This window comes from Flavobacterium magnesitis (assembly GCF_041729735.1).
GTDB classification, from domain to species: Bacteria; Bacteroidota; Bacteroidia; order Flavobacteriales; family Flavobacteriaceae; genus Flavobacterium; species Flavobacterium magnesitis.
Window position 1 is genome coordinate 25,082 of sequence record NZ_JBCFQK010000012.1, and the last position, 22,090, is coordinate 47,171.

General features: G+C 33.0%; 19 protein-coding genes. 3 read left to right on the top strand and 16 right to left on the bottom strand.

Features of this window, described 5'->3' with window-relative positions:
• Positions 1-254 precede the first annotated feature (254 nt).
• A complete protein-coding gene (locus AAGV33_RS09455; RefSeq protein WP_373391730.1) occupies positions 255-1,718 on the bottom strand; it encodes an aminoacyl-histidine dipeptidase in 1,464 nt (487 codons plus the stop codon).
• 110 nt (positions 1,719-1,828) lie between these two features.
• On the opposite strand from AAGV33_RS09455, the gene AAGV33_RS09460 reads away from it, so the two are divergent.
• Positions 1,829-2,890 (top strand): DUF3810 domain-containing protein, encoded by a 1,062-nt coding sequence (locus AAGV33_RS09460; protein WP_373391731.1) that lies wholly within the window; start codon positions 1,829-1,831, stop codon positions 2,888-2,890.
• Between the two features lie 10 nt (positions 2,891-2,900).
• Here the strand turns inward: AAGV33_RS09460 and AAGV33_RS09465 are convergent, their stop codons facing one another.
• The 3 genes from AAGV33_RS09465 to AAGV33_RS09475 all read right to left on the bottom strand — a co-directional run bounded on the left by AAGV33_RS09465 (position 2,901) and on the right by AAGV33_RS09475 (position 5,840).
• A complete protein-coding gene (locus tag AAGV33_RS09465) occupies positions 2,901-4,205 on the bottom strand; it encodes an NAD(P)/FAD-dependent oxidoreductase (protein WP_373391732.1) in 1,305 nt (434 codons plus the stop codon).
• An 89-nt stretch (positions 4,206-4,294) separates the two neighbouring features.
• Positions 4,295-5,107 carry a lysophospholipid acyltransferase family protein gene (locus AAGV33_RS09470; protein WP_373391733.1) on the bottom strand — a complete coding sequence of 271 codons (813 nt, stop codon included), beginning with the start codon at positions 5,105-5,107 and terminating at the stop codon, positions 4,295-4,297.
• Positions 5,108-5,186: 79 nt separating this feature from the next.
• Positions 5,187-5,840 carry an NUDIX hydrolase gene (locus tag AAGV33_RS09475; RefSeq protein ID WP_373391734.1) on the bottom strand — a complete coding sequence of 218 codons (654 nt, stop codon included), beginning with the start codon at positions 5,838-5,840 and terminating at the stop codon, positions 5,187-5,189.
• An 87-nt stretch (positions 5,841-5,927) separates the two neighbouring features.
• On the opposite strand from AAGV33_RS09475, the gene AAGV33_RS09480 reads away from it, so the two are divergent.
• Positions 5,928-6,368 carry a DUF4268 domain-containing protein gene (locus tag AAGV33_RS09480; protein WP_373391735.1) on the top strand — a complete coding sequence of 147 codons (441 nt, stop codon included), beginning with the start codon at positions 5,928-5,930 and terminating at the stop codon, positions 6,366-6,368.
• 9 nt (positions 6,369-6,377) lie between these two features.
• Here AAGV33_RS09480 and AAGV33_RS09485 read toward each other — a convergent pair whose 3' ends face one another.
• From AAGV33_RS09485 to AAGV33_RS09505, 5 genes are all read right to left on the bottom strand, one after another.
• Positions 6,378-6,791 (bottom strand): hypothetical protein, encoded by a 414-nt coding sequence (locus tag AAGV33_RS09485; RefSeq protein ID WP_373391736.1) that lies wholly within the window; start codon positions 6,789-6,791, stop codon positions 6,378-6,380.
• A gap of 14 nt (positions 6,792-6,805) precedes the next feature.
• A complete protein-coding gene (locus tag AAGV33_RS09490; RefSeq protein ID WP_373391737.1) occupies positions 6,806-7,747 on the bottom strand; it encodes an NAD(P)H-dependent flavin oxidoreductase in 942 nt (313 codons plus the stop codon).
• A 6-nt stretch (positions 7,748-7,753) separates the two neighbouring features.
• On the bottom strand, positions 7,754-9,340 hold the full coding sequence (locus AAGV33_RS09495) for a S8 family peptidase (RefSeq protein WP_373391738.1): 1,587 nt from the start codon (positions 9,338-9,340) through the stop codon (positions 7,754-7,756).
• A gap of 79 nt (positions 9,341-9,419) precedes the next feature.
• Complete coding sequence (gene mnmA, locus AAGV33_RS09500) at positions 9,420-10,607, bottom strand: tRNA 2-thiouridine(34) synthase MnmA (RefSeq protein WP_373391739.1); 1,188 nt, start codon at positions 10,605-10,607, stop codon at positions 9,420-9,422.
• A gap of 112 nt (positions 10,608-10,719) precedes the next feature.
• Positions 10,720-11,424: a toxin-antitoxin system YwqK family antitoxin gene (locus AAGV33_RS09505; RefSeq protein ID WP_373391740.1), complete on the bottom strand. Its 705-nt coding sequence runs from the start codon at positions 11,422-11,424 to the stop codon at positions 10,720-10,722.
• A gap of 356 nt (positions 11,425-11,780) precedes the next feature.
• Between AAGV33_RS09505 and AAGV33_RS09510 the strand changes: the two genes are divergently transcribed.
• Positions 11,781-12,749 (top strand): fasciclin domain-containing protein, encoded by a 969-nt coding sequence (locus AAGV33_RS09510; RefSeq protein WP_373391741.1) that lies wholly within the window; start codon positions 11,781-11,783, stop codon positions 12,747-12,749.
• Positions 12,750-12,858: 109 nt separating this feature from the next.
• On the opposite strand, the gene yidC is transcribed toward AAGV33_RS09510, so the two are convergent.
• From yidC to AAGV33_RS09545, 7 genes are all read right to left on the bottom strand, one after another.
• Positions 12,859-14,751: a membrane protein insertase YidC gene (yidC, locus tag AAGV33_RS09515; protein ID WP_373391742.1), complete on the bottom strand. Its 1,893-nt coding sequence runs from the start codon at positions 14,749-14,751 to the stop codon at positions 12,859-12,861.
• 68 nt (positions 14,752-14,819) lie between these two features.
• On the bottom strand, positions 14,820-16,433 hold the full coding sequence (locus tag AAGV33_RS09520) for a CTP synthase (protein ID WP_373391743.1): 1,614 nt from the start codon (positions 16,431-16,433) through the stop codon (positions 14,820-14,822).
• Between the two features lie 143 nt (positions 16,434-16,576).
• Positions 16,577-16,810 carry a DUF3820 family protein gene (locus AAGV33_RS09525; protein ID WP_373391744.1) on the bottom strand — a complete coding sequence of 78 codons (234 nt, stop codon included), beginning with the start codon at positions 16,808-16,810 and terminating at the stop codon, positions 16,577-16,579.
• A 14-nt stretch (positions 16,811-16,824) separates the two neighbouring features.
• The gene (locus AAGV33_RS09530; protein WP_373391745.1) at positions 16,825-18,720 is read right to left on the bottom strand and encodes a PBP1 and LysM peptidoglycan-binding domain-containing protein; all 1,896 of its coding nucleotides are present in this window, start codon (positions 18,718-18,720) and stop codon (positions 16,825-16,827) included.
• Positions 18,721-18,838: 118 nt separating this feature from the next.
• Positions 18,839-20,368, bottom strand: a complete 1,530-nt coding sequence (guaA, locus tag AAGV33_RS09535; RefSeq protein ID WP_373391746.1) for a glutamine-hydrolyzing GMP synthase — start codon at positions 20,366-20,368, stop codon at positions 18,839-18,841.
• Positions 20,369-20,492: 124 nt separating this feature from the next.
• Entirely contained in the window at positions 20,493-21,191 is a 699-nt protein-coding gene (locus tag AAGV33_RS09540; RefSeq protein ID WP_373391747.1) for a hypothetical protein, read from the bottom strand.
• A 128-nt stretch (positions 21,192-21,319) separates the two neighbouring features.
• On the bottom strand, positions 21,320-21,928 hold the full coding sequence (locus AAGV33_RS09545; RefSeq protein ID WP_373391748.1) for a hypothetical protein: 609 nt from the start codon (positions 21,926-21,928) through the stop codon (positions 21,320-21,322).
• Positions 21,929-22,090: the final 162 nt, after the last annotated feature.

The window sequence follows — 22,090 nt, forward strand, 5'->3', positions numbered from 1 at the left end:
TGAATAAATGACAAAGCAAACACAATAAAATTTACATTTACTGAAACAAAACCATAAAAACCTATTATCATGGCAAAAAGTCAAGACGCTAAAAAAACGGCTAAAAAAGAACCGCTGAAAACAGCAAAAGAGAAGAAAGAAGAAAAGAGAGAAAAGAAAAACAGTCCTAAAAGAGACTAAATTTAAGTCATCAGTATTCAGTTTTTAGTGATCAGCAAAACTGAATACTAAAAACTGTACACTGAACACTTTTTTTATTTTACTGGAATATTCGCCAAAATTTCAACTAAGAATTTCCAGAATTTTTGAGAAGAAGTAATACTCGCTCTTTCATCTGGAGAATGTGCTCCCTGAATGGTTGGCCCAAAAGAAATCATATCTATATCAGGATAATTAGCTCCTAGAATTCCGCATTCTAAACCAGCATGACAAGCCACTACTTTTGGTTTTTCTCCATTTAATTTTTCATAAATTGGAACCAAAACCTCTAAAATCTCCGATTCCGGATTTGGTGTCCAACCTGGATAAGAACCTGAAATTTCTACTTCGCAGCCCATTAGTTCAAAAGCAGAACGCAACTCATTAGCCAAATCAAACTTAGCCGATTCTACAGAAGAACGCGTTAAACATTGCACCGATAATTTTCCTTTTCCAAGAATCACTTTTGCAATATTATTAGAAGTTTCGACCAAATTATCAAAATCGGCACTCATTCTATGCACTCCATTTGCTGCTGTTGCCATTGCTCTTACAAAATAATACTGGGCTATAGATGGCATTACTGTAGCTGGCGTTTGTTTTAATTTTTCGAAAACAATTTCTAAATCAGGTTCAGTTGTTTTTAATTCATTTTTAATTTCGGCAACAATTTGCTGCATATCAAAAACAAAAGCTTCGTCATAAACGGAAGCAATAATTACCTTTGCTACACTCTCACGTGGAATAGCATTACGCAAACTTCCACCTTGAATTTCCGAAATTTGCAAACCAAAATTATCAAAACCATCATACAACAATCGGTTCATGATTTTATTGGCATTTCCTAAACCTTTATGAATATCAATTCCAGAATGCCCTCCTTTAAGACCTTTTACTGTAATGCTATAACCTACTGAATAATCCGGAGTTTCTTCCTCATCAAACTCTGCTTCTGCAGTAACATCAATTCCTCCAGCGCAACCGATGTCAATTTCGTCATCTTCCTCGGTATCCAAATTCAACAGAATTTGTCCTTGAAGTAAACCACCATTTAAGTTCATAGCTCCCGTCATTCCTGTTTCTTCATCAACAGTAAACAAGGCTTCAATAGCTGGATGAGCAAGAGTTTTACTTTCTAAAACAGCCATAATTGCGGCTACTCCTAAACCATTATCTGCTCCTAAAGTCGTTCCTTTAGCACGTACCCAATCGCCATCAACATACATTTCAATTCCTTGTGTATCGAAATCAAAAACAGTATCTGCATTCTTTTGGTGTACCATGTCCAAATGTCCTTGCAAGACAATTGGTTTGCGATTTTCCATTCCTGCCGTGGCTGGTTTCCGGATGATTATATTATGAACTTCATCTTCAAAAACTTCCAAACCTAAGTTTTTACCAAAGTTTTTTATAAAGGCTACCACACGTTCTTCTTTTTTAGAAGGTCGAGGCACAGCATTCAAATTGGCAAAATTATTCCACAACTCCTTAGGTTCTAAATTCCGTATCTCTTGACTCATATTTTGTGTTGTATTTTCGGTTTTAAAAACTCAAAGTTACAAAGTTTAAAATCCTTTTCTAGTATAAAATTGATTATTGTAATTATATTTACGCTAAAAAAAACATCATTTTGAAAAGGAAATATGTACTCCCTTTATTGCTCGTTATTCAAATTTTAATTCTTAAAATAATTCCGTTTTTTCCTGAATCTGTGGAACGTTTTTACAGCAACGGATTGTATTTATTTATTTCTAATTTTCTCAGAATTGTTTTGGGATGGATTCCAGTTTCCATGGGCGATGTGCTTTATTTTATTTTGATTTTACTAGTCATAAAATGGTTTTGGAACAATCGGAAAAATTGGAAGACCAACTGGAAAAAACAACTATTATCCATTTTGAGTATCGTTTCTGTTTTTCATTTCTTCTTTTATTTTCTTTGGGCAATCAACTATTATAGAGTTCCTCTTTTCGAAAAAATGAATATTGAACGCGATTATTCGGATGCTGATTTATTGGATTTTACAAAAAAAATTATTGCTAAAACCAATGAAATTCAAATCAAAATAACTCAGAATGATAGTCTAAAAGTAGTCTTTCCTTACTCACAAGAAGAAACTTTTGCTAAAAACTTGAATGGCTATAAAAACCTCGCCACTCAGTTTCCGTTTTTTACTTATTCGAATTTGAGTGTCAAAAAATCCTTGTTTAGCTTACCGCTTACTTACATGGGATTTAGTGGTTATTTGAATCCTTTTTCCAATGAAGCGCAGCTTAATTATTTGATGCCAATGTACAATTTACCGACCACAAGTTGTCACGAAATGGCGCATCAAATGGGATATGCTAGTGAAAGCGAATGCAATTTCATCGGTTTTTTAGCTTCGGTACAAAATGATGATTTATACTTTAAATATTCAGGTTATAGCTTTGCTTTGCGTTATTGTTTGAACAATTGGCAAATTCGAAACGAAAAAACATATCTCCAATTAGTAAAAACAGTACACCCAGGTATTATCAAAAACTATATTGAAAGTCAAAATTTCTGGATGCAATATCAAACGCCTATAGAAAAAGGTTTTCATGCTTTTTATGACCAGTATCTTAAGTTAAATCAACAAAAAGAAGGTATGGATAGTTACAGTAAATTTATCAATTTAACGGTGAATTATTATAAAAACAAACCTTTATAATTTGCTAAAATTATATTTCATCACTAGTAAAAGAAGTAAAATTTCTCTTTTTATAAGGTCGGATAATCAAACGGCCTTCACGATCAAAACGAATGTAATTATAAGCCCAACTCAAAAAAACAACTGCTTTGTTTTTGAAACCAATTAGAGAAAACAAATGGACAACCATCCAAACAAACCAGGCAAAAACGCCGTGAAAATGGCAGTTTGGTAAATCGACAACAGCCTTATTTCTTCCAATAGTTGCCATCGAGCCTTTGTCTTTATATTCAAAAGCTTGCATTTCTTGCTTTTTTATGTAGCGAATAATATTTTTTCCCAATAATTTCCCTTGTTGCAACGCGGGCTGAGCCATCATAGGATGACCATTTGGAAAAGTTTCGGTTTCCATAGAAGCAATATCACCAATTGCAAAAATAGTATCGTATCCTTTTACCTGATTGTATTGATTGACTCGAATGCGTTCTACCCTTTCCACCAAAGAATCAGCTTTTAAGCCAGAGACGACAGCGCCTTGCACACCAGCTGTCCAAATAACGGTGGCAGTATCAAAACTTAAATCGGAATTTGTTGTTATTGTATGACCGTCATAACTAGTTACTCTTACGTTTTTCCAAATATTTACACCAAGTCCCAGAAGAAATTTTTCGGCTGCAGCTGAGGATTTTTCACTCATTGTGTTAAGGATTCTATCGCCACTTTGAATCAAATTGATTTCCATCTTATCAAGATTCAAATCAGGATAGTCTTTATGCAAAATACCCTTTTTCATTTCAGCCAAAGCTCCTGCTAATTCAACTCCTGTGGGTCCACCGCCAACTATCACAAAATTCATCAGATTTTTTCGTTCTAATGTGTCTTTTACCAATACGGCTTGTTCAAAATTTTCGAGTATTAAACTTCGTATATTAAGGGATTGCGGTATGGTTTTCATTGCCATACTGTTTCGCTTCATTTCTTTATTACCAAAATAATTTGTTTTAGAACCTGTTGCAATAATCAAATAATCATAATGCAAATCTCCTATTTCGGCTATCACTTTTTTATTTTCGGTATCGATTTCCTGAACTGAAGTCAATCTAAAATAGAAATCTTTGTGCTCCTGAATTACTTTTCGAATAGGAAATGCGATAGAACCCGCTTCGAGTCCTCCAGTTGCTACTTGGTATAATAAAGGTTGAAAAGTATTGTAATTGTGTTTATCTAAAAGGACTACCTGAACTTTTTTATTTCTTAATTCTTTGGCTAATGCTATTCCGGCAAAACCGCCTCCAATAATTACAATTCTCGGTAAATGGGTATGGGGAATGTTCATATTTATTGACTTTGTTAAAAATCCCTAATATACAAAGTATAAAGTTTAAAAGAAAATGAATAAAAAAAGAGAGCTATTTTGCTCTCTATCTATTCTATTTCCCATTGACGCAATTTATTCAATTGTTCTTGTTCCTCTAGCTCTTCTACTGGGATTACCTTTAAAAAAGAAGGGTGTTGCTCAATGGCAAATTCTATTTTTTCAACAATTTCGTCAATTGTATCATTATCATAATCAATTTCGAGTGGTTCTTTAATGATAAATGATTGTAGAATTCCTTTCTTTTTCATTCGGATTCCTTTTCTATCAAAAGAACGACGAAATCCATCAATCACAATAGGAACTACAATTGGGCGATGCTGTTTGATAATATGTGCTGTTCCTTTTCGTACGGGCTTAAAAGAACGCGTTGTTCCTTGCGGAAAAGTAATTACCCAGCCATCATTTAATGCTTTTTTAATGTTTTCGGTATCATTAGGATTTACGGCTTTTTTTTCGGCGACATCTACGCCTTCTGAACGCCAGGTTCTTTCCACAGGAATGGCTCCAGCATAAGACAATATTTTAGGTAACAATCCCGAACGCATGGTCTCTTTGGCCGCCACATAATAAATATTCATCTTCGGTTGCCACAAGTATCCAATGTTTTTTATCGAATCGATTCGTCCGCTTAAACTAGCATTAAAAACATGAAACATAGCCACAACATCAGCAAAATAGGTTTGATGATTTGAGATAAAAAGCACGTTGGTTTCGGGTAAATTTCGAATAATTTCCGAACCTTCAATTTGCAAATCATTAAAACCGCGATAGCGCCTATGAGTACAACTTCCAAAAAAACGAATCAACCATTTTTTTAGAAATAAGATATGTCCAAAAGGATTTCTTTTAATAAGTCCCATAAACTCTGATTTGTTTTTAAAATTTGGATTGCAAAATTACAAAAATTTTATTTGAAGAATCTAATAGGTTATATTCGAATTAATTGTTTTCATCTACCAGAATTGCATTTAAAACATCTCTCAATTCACTCAACATCATTGCTGTAGCTCCCCATACAATATGATCGTCAATTTTAAAAGCTGGAACTTCAATAAAAGAGGCATAAGAAGTCGATAAATTTTCGATCGTTAAAATGGAATCATTTCTAAAAACAGCCAAGGGCAATTCGATGACTGAAGCCACTTCTATAGCATCAGGAATAAAATCAATTTCCTCCTTACAAATACCTAAAAAAGGATAGACCATAAAATTACTCGGTGGAATAAACACGGAACTAAATGCTTTTACAATTTTAATTTTATCTCGACTCACCCCTATTTCTTCCTCAGTTTCACGCAATGCCGTTGCACTATAATCCGCATCTTCAGCTTCAATTTTTCCTCCTGGAAAAGCAATTTGAGCCGAATGAATCCCATTGTATGAATTTCGAACAATAAGAACCAAATGCGTTTCATTATTTTTAGGATAAAACAGCATGGTCACCGCTGCTTCTCTTGGTATGTTGTCTTTCAAATTCATTTTTGCCAAAAGCTCCTTTCGCTCTAAAGGCATCATTTTTTCATGAGACACCTCTGCTGAAAGTGGAGCTTGAACCAAATCAGGTATAAATTTTAAAAAATATTGAAAATCCATAATCAAAGTCTATTTTTGCAAATAAAAACATAAATATACTTTAGAAAACAAGTTTGCACAAATTTTCTAAAGCTCAAAGTATCTAAAATGTATAGTAAAGAAGAAACGCAACGATTAAAACGAGAATTCTGGGTAACATTTGCCGAAAAACACCCACGAAAATGGGTCTTATACGATACAAAGATTAAGGATTTCTCTTTTAAGTTTTATGTAGATAATAAAAAAGCCCAAGTTCTTATTGACATTGAGCATCGCAGCAACGAGAAAAGAATAGCTTACTTTGAAAAATTAGAAGCTTTAAAAAACATCTTAGAAGAAGAATTCATCTCTAATTTAGTTTTCGAAAGAGAATATGTTTTAGAAAACGGAAAAACTATTAGCCGTATTTGGGTAGAAAAATTAGGTGTTGGCTTTAGTAACCGTAATTACTGGGATACTATTTTTGATTTTTTTTATGAAAAAATGGATGCTCTGGAGCGTTTTTATCTGGAATATGATGAGTTTATAAAGGATATTGAAAACGAATAAGTTCAACTATTACATCGAAAATATATTATACACAATCACATGGTCACCGTAAGTAATGTATAATTGCTTACGGTTTTGTTGTTTTTTTCGGGTAATAATAGAAACGGTACAATCAATTCCATCATTATCTTTACAGGTAAAAGAATAAACTAAATCATTTTCTGATTCTGATTCTGGTTGATACACTACTATTTGATACAACTGAATATTTTGACAATAAACAACCAACCTATTTTTATCGGTATCTAGGGAAACAAGGATATTCACCAAACTTAAATCAGACCATTTTCCCCATTTTCCATTTTCGTTTTTTTCCAAAACACTAACGCCCGAAGTACGGAATTTATAAGTCTGACTATAGGATTGCTGGATGCCAATTCCTAAAAACAGTAAGCTGATGTAAAAGCATTTTATTTTTGTCATTTTAAGCTCTATTATTATAAAAAATGGGCAACTGCTTTTTTAGCTAACTGATATTCTTCCATCATGTCTGAAATAATCGATGCAGCAGATTTTATTTCATGAATTAATCCTGCAATCTGACCTATTTCTAATTCTCCTTCGGTTATATCTCCTTCAAAAATACCTTTTTTAGCACGAGCTCTTCCTAGTAATTTTGACAGATCCTCTTTTGTTGGACATTGGGTATACAATTCTTGAATGTCTTCAAAAAATTTATTTTTTATTAAGCGTACCGGCGTTAACTCTTTTAATGTTAACTGCGTCCCGCCTTCTTTTGTATTTAAAATTTCTTGTTTAAAATTCTCATGTGCCGAAGATTCTATTGAAGCAGCAAATCGGCTTCCTACCTGAACTCCATCAGCACCAAGAATCATAGCGGCAAGCATTCCGTTTCCATTAGCAATACCACCGGCTGCAATAATAGGAATTTTTATTTGTTCTTTTACCATCGGAATCAAAGTAAAAGTTGTCGTCTCGTCCCGGCCGTTATGACCACCTGCTTCAAAACCTTCAGCAACAATAGCATCTACACCTGCTTGTTGTGCTTTTAAAGCAAATTTGGTACTACTTACAACATGCACTACTGTAATTCCATTTTCTTTCAAATAAGGCGTCCAAGTCATTGGATTTCCAGCAGATGTAAAAACAATTTTTACTTTTTCATCTACAATAATTTGCATGATTTCTTCTATATTGGGATACAACATCGGAATATTGACTCCAAAAGGTTTAGAAGTTGCTTTTTTGCATTTCTGAATGTGTTCTCTCAAAACTTCTGGATACATTGAACCCGCTCCTATCAAGCCCAAACCTCCAGCATTGCTCACTGCACTAGCTAATTTATAACCGCTAACCCAAACCATTCCAGCCTGAATTATAGGATACTTAATATTGAAAAGTGTTGTTATAGTATTCATTACAAACTAATTTTTGATGATTTTTCCATATTTCGAAAAAACATCCGATTCCTTTTTATAAAAATAAAGTCCTTTACTTAATGATTTTAATGAAAAATTCTCTTGTAAATCTTCTGTTTTTTGCCCCGAAAAACTATTAAAAAAAATTGTTCCTGAATTAGAATTAGCAGGAAAATATTCCTTAATAAAATGAGAAGTAGGATACTGAAAAACATCCCTTTTTAACGAATTTCCATTGCTTAACGCCAAATTAAAATCGGGAATTCCATAACCGTATTCGTTGTCTGGTGCAGTATTTTTATTTGATGACTGAAGCAATAATGTTCTTATTTCCTGATTGGTTTTATCCGGATAAGCCTGCCACAAACAAGCCAACAATCCAGAAATTATTGGCGCAGAAAAAGAACTTCCGCTCAAATAAATGTTGCTCCCTTTTTCATCTGAAACAATTGTATTTTGTCCCAAAGCCATCACCTCAGGTTTTATTCGTCCATCAGCTGTAGGCCCAATCGAACTAAAACCAGCTCTATTTTTGTCATCATTAACCGCACCAACTGAAATAACCGACGGAGCATCTGCTGGCACTCCAATATATGGATTCTTAGTAGTTCCTTCATTCCCTGCCGCAACCACTACAAGCATACCGCGACTAAAAGCAATTTCGGCTCCTTTTGAAATAAAAGCGTTCATTCCGTTTCTTTCAGTATAATTATAATTGTAATTTGGATTATCAAAATCAGAATAGCCCAAAGAACTACTAATAATATCCACACCCAAACTATCGGCTTTTTCAGCAGCTTCTACCCACAACGATTCCTCAACAGGATTTTCTACAGTAACATCTTCGGTAACAAATAAATAATAAGACGCATCGATTGCTGTTCCTTTCAACGAATTTTTGCCATAAGCAGCCATTGTAGAAAGTACATTTGTTCCATGATTATCATCGGCATAGCAACTGGTATTTCTTTTTACAAAATTATAACCATCTAAAATTTGGTTATTCTCTCTTAGTCTTTTAAAAGCAGTAGAAGTATCAACTCCTAAAAAACCCGAATCCAAAACTGCAATTATTTTTCCCGAACCCGTATAATTTTGTTGGTGCAAAAACTGTCCGTTTAGTATTTCTATTTGTGTAGCAAACCCTTCAGAAATAGGAACTAATTTTTCCTTTTTAGAATTATTTTTTCGTGGAGAAATTCTTTTATAAGCAGAAACCAAACTAGTTGTTTGATTTAAATTTTTATTAGCAAAATGAACTCTATCAACAAAATCAAAGTTTTTTAAAGAATTTATCCGACTCTGACTTCCTCTAATATGAATAGCATTAAGCCATTTCGACTTTGCCATCACTTTTATTCCTGAAACAGAGCTAATGCTATTAATATATTCCTGATTAATGGGAACATCCTTGAAATCCAAAGGGATATTTTGAGTATTTCGTCTCTCTAAAGCACGTTGCGATAGCATTTGCAAAGGATTTTCATAATAATAGTGCTCGTTTGCTTTGGCATTGAAATATACCCAGGCTTCTTCTTGCGAAAAAACAAAAAGTGGAAAGAATATAAAAAATAGCAAGCAATACTTTTTCATAAAATGAATGTATAAAAAAAGTGATTAACTCCTAAAAGAATTAATCACTTAAATATATTGTTTTTTCTCGAAAATCCAACTACGAAATTACACCTGAACCAACTAATTCGTCATCCAAATGCCAGGCTACAAATTGTCCTTCGGTAATAGCTGATTGCGGTTCTTCAAAAGAAACATACATTCCCGATTCAAATTGATGTAAAGTTGCTTCTTGCAAAGGTTGTCTGTAGCGAATTCTAGCCATTACTTTCATCGTTTCTCCATTGGCTAAAGCCAAATCTTTACGAATCCAATGCACTTCTGATTTTTCTACAAACAAAGCTTTTCTAAACAATCCAGGATGATGGCTTCCCATTCCTGTATAAATGATATTCGAATCTACATCTGTTGCAATTACAAATAACCCTTCGGCTGTACCACCTACATTTAATCCTTTTCGTTGTCCAATAGTAAAATAATGTGCGCCTTGATGTTTCCCAACTGTCTTACCCATATCAGGCGTGTACTGAATAGGACTTGCAGCTAAAGACAAGGTTTCTTCTGTTGACAATCCTTTTGGAATACCAATATTATAAACCGAATTATTTTTGTCAATTTGTACAATAATACCTGGTTTGGGCTGCAATTTTTGTTGCAAAAACTCAGGAAGACGTACTTTTCCAATAAAACACAATCCTTGAGAATCTTTCTTTTCGGCTGTAACCAATTCCATTTCGGCGGCAATTTCACGAACTTGTGGTTTTGTCAATTCACCGATTGGAAAAAGTGATTTTGATAATTGTTCTTGTGATAATTGACACAGAAAATAAGATTGATCTTTATTGTTATCTACTCCAGAAAGCAATTGATAAACCGGCTTTCCGTTAACTTCAATTTCGTTTTTTCTACAATAATGTCCCGTTGCCACATAATCGGCACCAAGACTTAAAGCAATTTTCATAAAAACATCAAATTTTATCTCGCGATTACAAAGCACATCAGGATTTGGAGTTCTCCCTTTTTCATATTCGTTGAACATATAATCAACGATTTTTTCTTTGTATTGTTCACTTAAATCAACGGTTTGAAACGGAATACCTAACTTTTCGGCAACTAATAAAGCGTCGTTACTATCTTCTAACCACGGGCAATCATTCGAAATAGTAACCGAATCATCGTGCCAGTTTTTCATAAAAAGACCAATAACTTCATAGCCTTGTTGTTGCAACAAATAAGCAGCAACACTTGAATCAACACCTCCCGAAAGTCCAACTACAACACGTTTCATTCTAAAATTTATTTTAATGTGTGCAAAGGTACAAAGTTTTAAAACGATTTCTCTCCCTAAGCTTTGTTAATTACAATCTTGGTCTACAGTAGAATATTTTATAAAACTGAGATTACTTGTTTTTTACTGCATTATTATTTTTAGAATTACTCATATTCAATTCTTCTATCAATTTTCCATTTTCGAAAAATTGCCAGATTCCTGTTTTTTTTCCATTAACGAATTTTCCTTTTGAAACAATTTTACCATCTACATCTCTAAAAATAGCTTCTCCATCATATTGATTGTTCTTAAAATTAGCTTCTTCCAAAATGATTCCTCTTTCAGAATATTTTTTAGAACTTCCATTCTTTAAATTATTTGCATAATTAGTTTCTTCCGCAATTTTCCCACTTGGAAAAAACACAGAACGCAAACCCTCTAATTTTCCGTTTTTGTAATTCTCAGTCGTCATTATAGTTGTTGCGCCCAAATGGTAATATTTCCATTGGCCTTCAAACAATTTATTGATTACCTTTCCTTCGCTCACTTTGTTCTTTCTTTGATCATAAAAAACAGTGTAAGCCACATTATCGTTTGGATTGAATGTTCTTGTGGCAATAACACTTCCTGCTTTGGTATCGTCAAAAAACTTAAATTCTCCTATTTCTTTTCCATGAGAAAATGTTCCTTCGTATCGCGGTCTTTTTGATTCAGGATAAACACCTTTCCATAATCCGTCTTTTTTTCCATTGGCATCTAAATTGTTAATCTCTATTTGAGCTATTAAGCCTGCGCATTGTAAGAAGAAAAACAAAAACAAGATATTTTTTATCATATTGGTCAAATTTAATTATTGGTAAGTTAAGTCTTTTAATCCACTTTGTAGTAATACATAATTTTCAATCTCGATTTATGCGTTCGAAATCTAATACAAAACTTTTTTATCTACTAAAATATATAAACTAATTGTTAACCCAAATTTACTAAACCCCATCTTGTAAACAAGAATAAATAGATTAAGATTTTGTTTAACAAAAACAATTATTGAATTAAACAAAAAACCTTGTTTTATGGGAAAAAATAGAATTTAAATGACTAAACAATTACTAATCAAAATATAAAATCAAATTTTGTTTAACTTTTATTAATTAACTTTAAACAAATTAACAATAACTAATTAAATAAAAAACTATGAAAATTGTATCTAAAATTAAAATTGTATTTGCTTGTGTTGCATTATTATCTTTTATGGTATCCTGTAATGAAGATGACGGAAAACCAGCAGAACCTATGAACACAAGTATCGCTGCCATTGCATCAGCAAATCCTGATTTTACAACATTGGTGACCGCATTAAACAGAACTGGCTTAACAGCGACTCTAAACGAATCAGGAGAATTTACTGTTTTTGCTCCTACAAATGATGCATTCAACAGATTTTTCACATCATTAGGGAACAACGTAACTGTAAACAACGTAAACGTAGATGTATTGAGAAATGTGTTACTCAATCATGTTATTGCAACAGAAATTAAAAGTTCAGCTATTCCAGCATCTACTTATGTTTCTACATTATCTCCAATAAACAATACAACAAATGCGCCTACGATAAGCATGTTTGTACAAAAATCAGGGGCGGTAGTAACATTAAACGGCGGCATTGAAAATGCAGGAGCTGTTGTAACCACTGCAGACATTGACGCAAGTAATGGAGTTATCCACGTTGTGAACAGAGTAATCGCAATACCAACTATTAAAAATCATGCTGTTGCTAATCCTAATTTAAGTACAGTAACCAGCTTACTGGTTGCCCAAAATTTAGCTGCAACTTTAGACGGAACAGACGGAGCTCCATTTACTGTATTTGCTCCAGTTAATACTGCATTTGACCAAGCTACATTGGATTTATATGGTGGTTTAAGTTCTGGTCTAAAAACAGAAGTTCTATTGTATCATGTAGTTGGAGGTCTAAATGTACGTTCTAATGCAATTCCTTCAGGAAACATTCCAACATTACAAGGGGAATCTTTCACTATCACAGGAACTGCAATAAATGATGCCGGAACAGACGTGAATAAAAACATCATTCTAACTGATGTACAATGTTCAAATGGAATTGTACATGCTATTGACAAAGTTTTAATACCAGCTTTTGACTAAATTAAAAATCAAATAAGTTTTAAGAAAATAAGCCTCAAAGCAAACATTAGCTTTGAGGCTTATTTATTATATGTCTCGTCCTGAAAAAGGTTGACTCGGTAAAATTATTTTATTTCTTTTTCTTTTGCGCTTTCATCGCTTCTTGTTGTGCCATAGCTTCTTGTAGCTTTTGTTGAAACTTACTTTGTTTCTTAGGCTCTTTCTTTTTGTTTTCTTGAATTTGAGCGTGAATCTTATCGCTATCAATAATGTAATTTTTGATCACTAACATGATTCCGATTGTAATGGTATTTGAAATAAAGTAATACAAACTCAATCCTGACGCATAACTATTAAAGAATAACAACATCATTAATGGCGAAATATACACCATTATTTTCATCATTTTTGCCATATCTGGCATACCTTCTTGTTGTGGTGTTGCCATTTGTTGGTCTCCCGTTGTCATTTTCATATAAAAGAAAATCGCAATAGAAGCTAAAATTGGGAACAAACTAATGTGATCTCCATAAGCTGGAATATGAAAAGGTAGTTTATAAACGGAATCAAATGATGATAAATCGTCTGCCCATAAAAATCCTTTTTGTCTCAACTCAATTGCCGACGGGAAGAATTGAAATAAGGCGTAGAAAACAGGCATTTGCAATAAACCAGGAACACAACCAGCCATAGGATTCACTCCCGCTTTGTTGTACAATTTCATGGTTTCTTGTTGTTTTTTCATTGGTTCATCCTTGAATTTTTCACTAATTTCAGTGATTTCAGGACGCAACACTTTCATTTTAGCCTGGGACAAAAATGACTTATAAGTAATAGGCGACATTAGTAATTTTACTAAAATAGTAAACAATACAATAGCCCAACCTTGAGAAATAAACATACTCAAGAATCCGTACATTGGAATAAATAAATGACGGTTAATCCATCCGAAAATCCCCCATCCAAGAGCTACAATGTCTTCTAAGTTTCTGTCGTACGATTTTAATAATTTGTAATCGGTAGGTCCGTAGTACCAATTCATTTTTTGGTCAATCTCTCCGTTTTTGAAAGCCAACGGTATTACTGCCTTGAATTGCTTTGTAAAAGTAGTATCAACCTTTTCATCATTCACTAAATTATTAGAATACAATTCGGCGGTTTGAAATGGCGTTGAAGACAATAAAATAGAAGAAAAGAAATGCTGTTTGTAAGCCACATAACTCACCTCTTCGGCTGTTTCTGTTTTGTCGTTTCCTTGACCTAAATAGTCGCTTTTTCCATCTTCATATTCGAAATAAATTTCAGAATAACGATTTTCGTAAGAAATACTTTTCTCGTTAGTATAGGTTTTTAAATCCCACTCTAATTGTATTGGCTTAGCCGTTTTTAAAACGGTATTTAATCCTTGTGTTTGGATATCAAAATCCAACATATAATCGTCTGCTTTCAATACATATTTATATTCTAAATAGGCATTTGCAGCAGCTTTCAATCGCATGGTCAAAATTTGGTCTTCACCATTTTTTGTCAAAGTAGGTTCGAAATAAAGGTCTTTCGTATTTAAAGTATGATTATCAACAGTGGCTAATTGTAAATTAAACTGAGCATTGTTGTCTTTAATCAATTGAACTAAATCGCCTGAACCTTTTTTAGTTCGCTCATAATTCTTTAATGTCGCTTCAGTAATATACCCCCCTTTGTTCGCTATTGTAAGTTTTACTAGTTTGTTTTCAATAGTAGTAAATCCTTCTTTAGCACTAGCCAAAGTAGCTGAGTAAGCAAAACTTCCTAAGGTTTTTTGCAATTTTGCTAATTGCAAAGTATCATTTGTTGCAACTGGAACGGCTGCTAATTTTGCAGCATTTTCCTGAATTTGAGCATCTTTAACAACCAATTCTTTTTTGGCTTTATCTGCAGCAAGTTCTGCTTCAGAAGGCTTGTTTTGATACATTATCCAAAGTAATATACCGAAAATCAATACAAAACCAATTAACGAATTGGGGTCAAACTTTTTTTCTTCCATTTTAATACGAATTATTTTTCTCGACTTATTCAGTCCAATTATTGGGTTCTATTTTTAGAAATAGATTACTATTTTTTCTTTGCTTTTACAGCCGCTGCCACAAAATTCACAAAAAGTGGATGTGGATTAACTACCGTACTTTTATATTCTGGATGGTATTGTACACCAATAAAAAATGGATGATCTTCTATTTCTACAATTTCTACCAAACCTGTATCTGGATTTACACCTGAAGCTTTCAAACCTGCTTTTTGAAGCGCATCTAAATATTCATTATTGTACTCATAACGGTGACGGTGACGCTCTGAAATAGTAGTTTGACCATAAATTCTATGTGCCAAAGTATCTGGTTTGATTTCGCATTTCCAGGCTCCAAGACGCATAGTTCCTCCTTTGTCCGTAACATTTTTTTGACTTTCCATCAAATTAACAACTGGATTTGGAGTTTCAGGATTCATTTCAGTCGAATTGGCTTCTGCTAATCCTAATACGTTTCTTGAATATTCGATAACTGACATTTGCATTCCTAAACAAATACCAAAGAATGGTATTTTGTTTTCACGGGCATAACGTACTGCAGCAATTTTCCCTTCAATTCCTCTTTCTCCAAAACCTGGAGCAACAAGAACGGCATCTAAATCTTTGAATTTTTCTGCTACACACTCTTCGTCAATATATTCAGAGTGAATTGAAATTACATTTACCTTAGTCTCATTAGCCGCTCCTGAATGAATAAAAGCTTCTAAAATTGACTTGTAACAGTCTTGCATTTCAACATATTTTCCAATCAAACCAATATTTACGGTATGCTTTGGAGATTTTATTCTTTTTAAGAAAGTGTTCCAGTGTTTTAAATCTGGAGCAGCTTTTTTAGGTAAGTCTAATTTCTTTAAAGCCACAACATCTAATCCTTCTTCAAGCATTAAATTAGGCACTTCATAGATAGTAGAAGCATCAATAGATTGAATAACTGCTTCTCTTTTTACATTACAAAATAAGGCTAGTTTACTACGAATATCATTCGAAATTTCGTGCTCTGTTCTACAAACTAAAATATCTGCTTTAATACCGCTTTCCATTAGGGTTTTAACAGAGTGCTGAGTAGGTTTTGTTTTCAATTCGCCCGCTGCAGCTAAGTAAGGAACTAAAGTTAAGTGAATTACAATTGCATTATTTTCGCCCAAATCCCAAACTAATTGACGAACAGATTCGATATATGGTAATGATTCAATATCACCTACAGTTCCTCCAATTTCAGTAATAATAATATCATAATCACCTGATTTACCAAGCAATTGCATTCTATCTTTAATTTCATTGGTAATATGAGGAACAACTTGAACCGTTTTTCCAAGAAACTCTCCTCTTCTTTCTTTTTCAATAACAGAAAGGTAAATTCTACCTGTAGTAACATTATTTGCCTGAGAAGTAGGAACATCTAAGAAACGTTCGTAGTGACCTAAATCTAAATCGGTTTCAGCTCCATCATCAGTTACATAACATTCGCCGTGTTCATAAGGGTTTAATGTCCCTGGATCAACATTTAAATAAGGGTCAAACTTTTGAATTGTTGTTCTATATCCTCTGGCTTGTAACAATTTTGCTAATGATGCTGCGATGATTCCTTTTCCTAATGAAGAAGTCACACCACCAGTAACAAAAATATATTTCGTTTGATTCATTCTGTTATGATTTGTATTGTAATTGTATAAAAAACGATGCAAAAATACGATTATAAATTGGGATTATGCTAATTTGGAAATGAGATAATTTCTAAAATTGACTTTTGTTAATCCCAAAATAAAAACCTCATTAATTTCTTAAATCAATGAGGTTTTGGGTATCTTTTTTTAATATTTCGTATCAGTTCTTCTAATCCATTCAATTTTAATTCGTAAATCAGTTTTAACTGTTCGCCTAATTCTCCTTTTGGAAATCCTTTGTTGTGGTACCAAACCACATAATACTCGGGTAAATCAATAAGAAACCTACCTTCATATTTTCCAAAAGGCATTTTGGCATAGGCTAATTTTACTAATTGTTTTTGATTATCATCCATCTAAAGCAAGAAGTTTAGTTAGCTACTTTTACAGTCAGATCGCTATCGTAATATAAAATATACACTCCTTTGTTCGCATTTCCTACACCGTCTTTTTTATGATACTCAAATTTGTTTTTAAATTGTTGAGTCGAAATGGTATTCGCTGTTTCTTCAAAAGATTTATTTTGCATTAAGCGCATTATAGCATCAAACGTAACATCAAATCCTCTTATGGCATAATCACTTGGAGAAATAGAATTAATCTTTCTAAATTTATTTTCGAAAACAACTCCTTCAACCGAGCTATCTTCCCTACTTACAGAAGGATACATTAATTTTAATTTTACCAAATTAGAAAAATTAATCTCATCACTATCTAACGTTTCATTAGGTTCTAATACCACTAATTGTACCTGATAATTAGACATTGCACTAACCATAGAAGTAATAGTAGTTTTTATCATCCAAGTATTTGCGGTTTCTAAAACCACATAATTCATTCGACCTGAAACCAACATGTTTTTAAGATTTTCAGCCGAAACAGTTCCATTATCATTCAAAGGAACTAATTTCACATCAGGTTGATTTTTAGACAAATACTGAATTACCGAACCTTTCTTTTTATCTACAACAGCAAGCATATTACCATTTTTAGATCGCATGAAATCGAACATTTTAGTTTTCAAAACATCATTAGTTGGAACAGCCTGATATAAATTAGTTATCGGAGTTCCTTCATCTTTAGACAATGGCGAAATTACCGGAACATTATAACTACTTAACAAACGTGCTGTTACTTCGGCATTATTTTGATAAAAAGGACCAATAACAACATCTGAATTTTGCAATTTATTATTGTTTAAAATGGCCGCAATATTCGAATTGTATTTTGTTTCCTGCGAATCATAAATACTAACATCAATTGGCAATCCTAATGCTTTAGCAGAATCTATTGCCATCAAAGCACCAGCATAAAAATCCAAAGTCATGTTTAAAAACTTATCTTTTTTAAGTTGGGCTACAATTGAATTCGTATCATCTCCTTCTAAACTAGAAACATTAAACGGCAAAAGCATTGCTATTTTTTTACGATCTCCAGAATTATTTTTTGCAGTTAAATCAGTATAAACTTTATTCTCCGAAACATTTGAAAACATTCCGTTTGTAGGAACTTTTAAAAGCATTCCAATTTCAACTCCATTTTTAAGTTCAGGATTCAATGCAACCAATTCATCCTGAGATAAATTAAACTTTTTTGATAAACTGTACAACGTTTCTTTGGGCTTCACCTCATAAGAAACATATTTTTTAGCCGCATCAGTTGCATTTTGTTTAATCTCTGTATTTTGAACTACTTCATTATTTTTAGCAGGGTTTCCTTTAATTAACAAACGATAACCAATTGTTAGATTAGGAATGATTTCAGGATTTTTCTTTTCTAATTCGGCAATGGTAATTCCGTATTTCTTAGCAATGGAATATTTAGTTTCTTTAGGAAGCACATCATGATAAACCGCTTTTTCAGAAGATTTTATTTTGTTTTTAGATGGAATTGTTAATTCCTGACCAATTTGCAAACCATCAGTTTCTAAAAAAGGATTTGCTTTTTTCAAATCAGCATCCGAAACATTGTATTTTTTTTCAATCCCGTACAAAGTTTCTTTAGGCAAAACCTTATGTGTAATTTCCGCCTGACTAGATGCAACCCTAATTCCCGACTTAGAAGGAATTAAAAGCAGACTTCTAGGCTTCAATTTATCTTGTGCATCCGGATTTAACTTGTAAATATCATACGGAGTTACTTTATACATTTTAGCGATTTCAGTTATCGTCTCTCCTCGCTCTACTTTATGAGTGATGGTTTCTTGCGAAAAAATCACATTGGTAAATAACAAAACAGGAATCCAAATTGCGAAAAAATACTTCATTCGATTATTTTATTTAAAAAAATTATTGCACTAAAGATAAGAAAACGGTACCAAATTTTATTCCAAAATCTGATACCGTTTTCATAATAACTAAGAAAGATCAACTAAGAAATTTCTATTATTCCCACTCAATTGTTGCTGGTGGTTTTGAACTAATATCATACACTACTCTGTTCACCCCTTTTACCTTGTTGATAATATCATTAGATACTTTCATCAAAAAATCATACGGTAAGTGAACCCAGTCAGCAGTCATACCATCGGTAGATTCTACAGCACGAAGCGCCACTACTTTTTCATAAGTACGCTCATCACCCATTACACCCACACTATTTACAGGAAGTAAAATAGCTCCTGCCTGCCAAACTTTATCATACAATCCCCAAGATTTCAATCCGTCAATAAAAACTTTATCTACATCTTGTAAAATTTGTACTTTTTCTAAAGTAATATCTCCTAAAATTCTGATTGACAATCCTGGTCCTGGGAAAGGATGTCTTCCTAATAATTCTGGATCAATTCCTAAAGTTGCTCCCACTCTGCGTACTTCATCTTTAAAAAGCATACGCAAAGGTTCCACCACTTTCAATTTCATATAATCTGGCAAACCACCCACGTTGTGGTGTGATTTAATAGTTGCCGACGGTCCTTTTACAGAAACCGATTCGATAACATCAGGATATATTGTTCCTTGGGCTAACCAGGTAACATCTTCAATTTGATGTGACTCATCATCAAAAACTTCGATAAAAGCATTTCCGATAGCTTTTCTTTTCAATTCAGGATCAGTAACTCCAGCTAAGGCATCATAAAAACGCTGAGAAGCATCTACTCCTTTTACATTCAAACCCATTCCTTCATATTGATCTAAAACACTTTGGAATTCATTTTTACGTAACAAACCATTGTTTACAAAAATACAATACAGGTTTTTCCCAATTGCTTTATTCAATAAAACCGCCGCTACAGTTGAATCTACACCTCCTGAAAGACCTAAAACAACTTTATCGTTTCCGATTTTTTCTTGCATTTCAGCCACGATTTCTTCAACGAAAGCATTTGGCGTGAAATTTTGAGGAACCTGAGCAATTTTTACTAAAAAATTCTCTAACATTTGTTTCCCTTCAGTAGAATGATATACTTCTGGGTGGTATTGAATTGCATAAGTGGTTTCACCTTCAATTTTGTAAGCTGCAAATTCCACATCATGTGTACTTGCTAATTTTACACCATTGGTTGGCAACGTCTTAATACTATCACTATGACTCATCCAAACTTGACTGTTTGGAGAAACTCCTTCAAAGAAAACTTCATCTTCCTTAATATAAGACAAATTAGCTCTACCGTATTCTCTAGTGTTAGATGCTGCAACTTCACCTCCACTAAAGTGAGACAAATATTGCGCTCCGTAACATACGGCAAGCATTGGCAATTTCCCTCTAATTTGAGATAAATCCGGATGTGGCGCATCTTCTCCGCGAACAGAAAAAGGGCTTCCTCCTAAAATTACGGCTTTATAACTTGATAAATCCGATGGAAAATTATTATATGGAAAAATTTCGCAGAATATATTTAATTCGCGAACTCTACGCGCAATCAGCTGAGTGTATTGCGACCCGAAATCTAAAATAAGTACGTTGTGTTGCATGGCGCAAAATTACTTTTAAAATTTGGAATGGTAAAATGGATTTTTGAAATTTTTTGTTTTTTTTATTTTCCAATTTCAGTCCAAATTCTTTTTCAAAAAACAACATACGCAGCCTATTCGTTTTTTACTCTTTTACAATAACAAATTTTCCTTTGACTCCCTTATCCCAGTTATCCCAAAATTCCGAACGAACTAAAACTCCTTTATCATCATAAATTTTAAACTCACAAGTATTTCCTCCAGAAGTTCCTTTACTGTAAGCTTCCAGCTCAAAAGTGTTGATTCCATCTTTTAAATCAAAAATAAACTGACCATAACTAGAATACAATTCCATTATACCCCCTATCATTTGATTGTTGAGTGTTGCCTTAATCAAATCACCATCGACATAAATAAAATCACGATATTTAACTACAAAATATTTAGATTTGGTTCTAATTTCTCCAAAGTTTTTATCAATTTTTACCAAAAGGCGATCATCTTCTCTCAATCCTTCTCTAACCAAGGTTTTATCTAAATCTTTGGTCATTTTATCTCTAATTCGATCTCCTGGATTAATAAAATCATTGGTTTGTTCCATCGAAAAAGATTTTGTTTCCCCAATTTGATATTTAGAACTAGAAGGCAAACTAACATCAGGCTTTTTAAAAAGATCTGGAGCTTTAATAACTGGAGCATCAGTTGATGAAGGCGTAACTTTCTTAGGAGCAACTTTATTCGTATTTAATGGTGCAATTGGTGTGAATTTAGCACCTCCAAACTCATTTTGAGCATAGCTACTAAATGCAAAACACATCATTACAAACAACAAAAACTGCTTCATATTAATCTTATTTTGTTTCATTAATAATCCTAAGTATCAACAAATATACCAAGCTTTCATTTTATAAAACAAAACACAAACTCAACATTAAAGAAACTTTAACCAAAAGACAAAAAAACGTCTTAAAACTATTCTTTTTCTAATATAATGGTAGCTTTATATCCTTGAGCAATATTCCATTGATTAGTAGAAATAACAGCTCCCTGATCATCATAAATTTTAAATTCAGCTGTATTTGGTGCAGCAAAACCTTCGTTTAACGCTTCAAAATCAATACGATTCAAGCCTGGCTTCAAATCAATATCAAAACCTTGTTCTTCAGCATTTAAAAGTACTTCTGGCTGAATAATTACATAATTTAAATATACTCTTACCTTATCGCCATCAACATAAGCTGCATCACGATACCGCACTTTAGCAGTTCCTGAACTGGTTTTTACAACCCCTAAATCCTGATCTCTTTTAGCTAATTTTTCAGCATCATATTCTTCTTTTTCAGGAACTTTATACTCGTTTTTATCTAATCCCTGAACTTCATAAGATTTTATCTTATTAAAATCTTCGTTAGAAAACTTCACATCTTTTACCTTAGTTTCCTTAACTTCTTTCTTTTTTACTGGAGCTGCTTTAACTTTAAAGTCACCCCCAAATCCCTCTTGAGAATAGGCTGTTGACAGCACTCCGAACATTAAACCCAAAATAAATATTTGACCTTTAAAACTAAAATATTGATTCATCTTTATATCTTTTTAATTAAAAAACTATATTCAAAAAAACAACTTTTCTGAACTTATTCCTAATAGATAACAATAAAATTTTGATTTTATTGTAAAAAAGTCTTGCCCAAAAATCAAAAAAATACAATTTGAGTTTATCTAAATCCGTGTTTTTTATTTTAG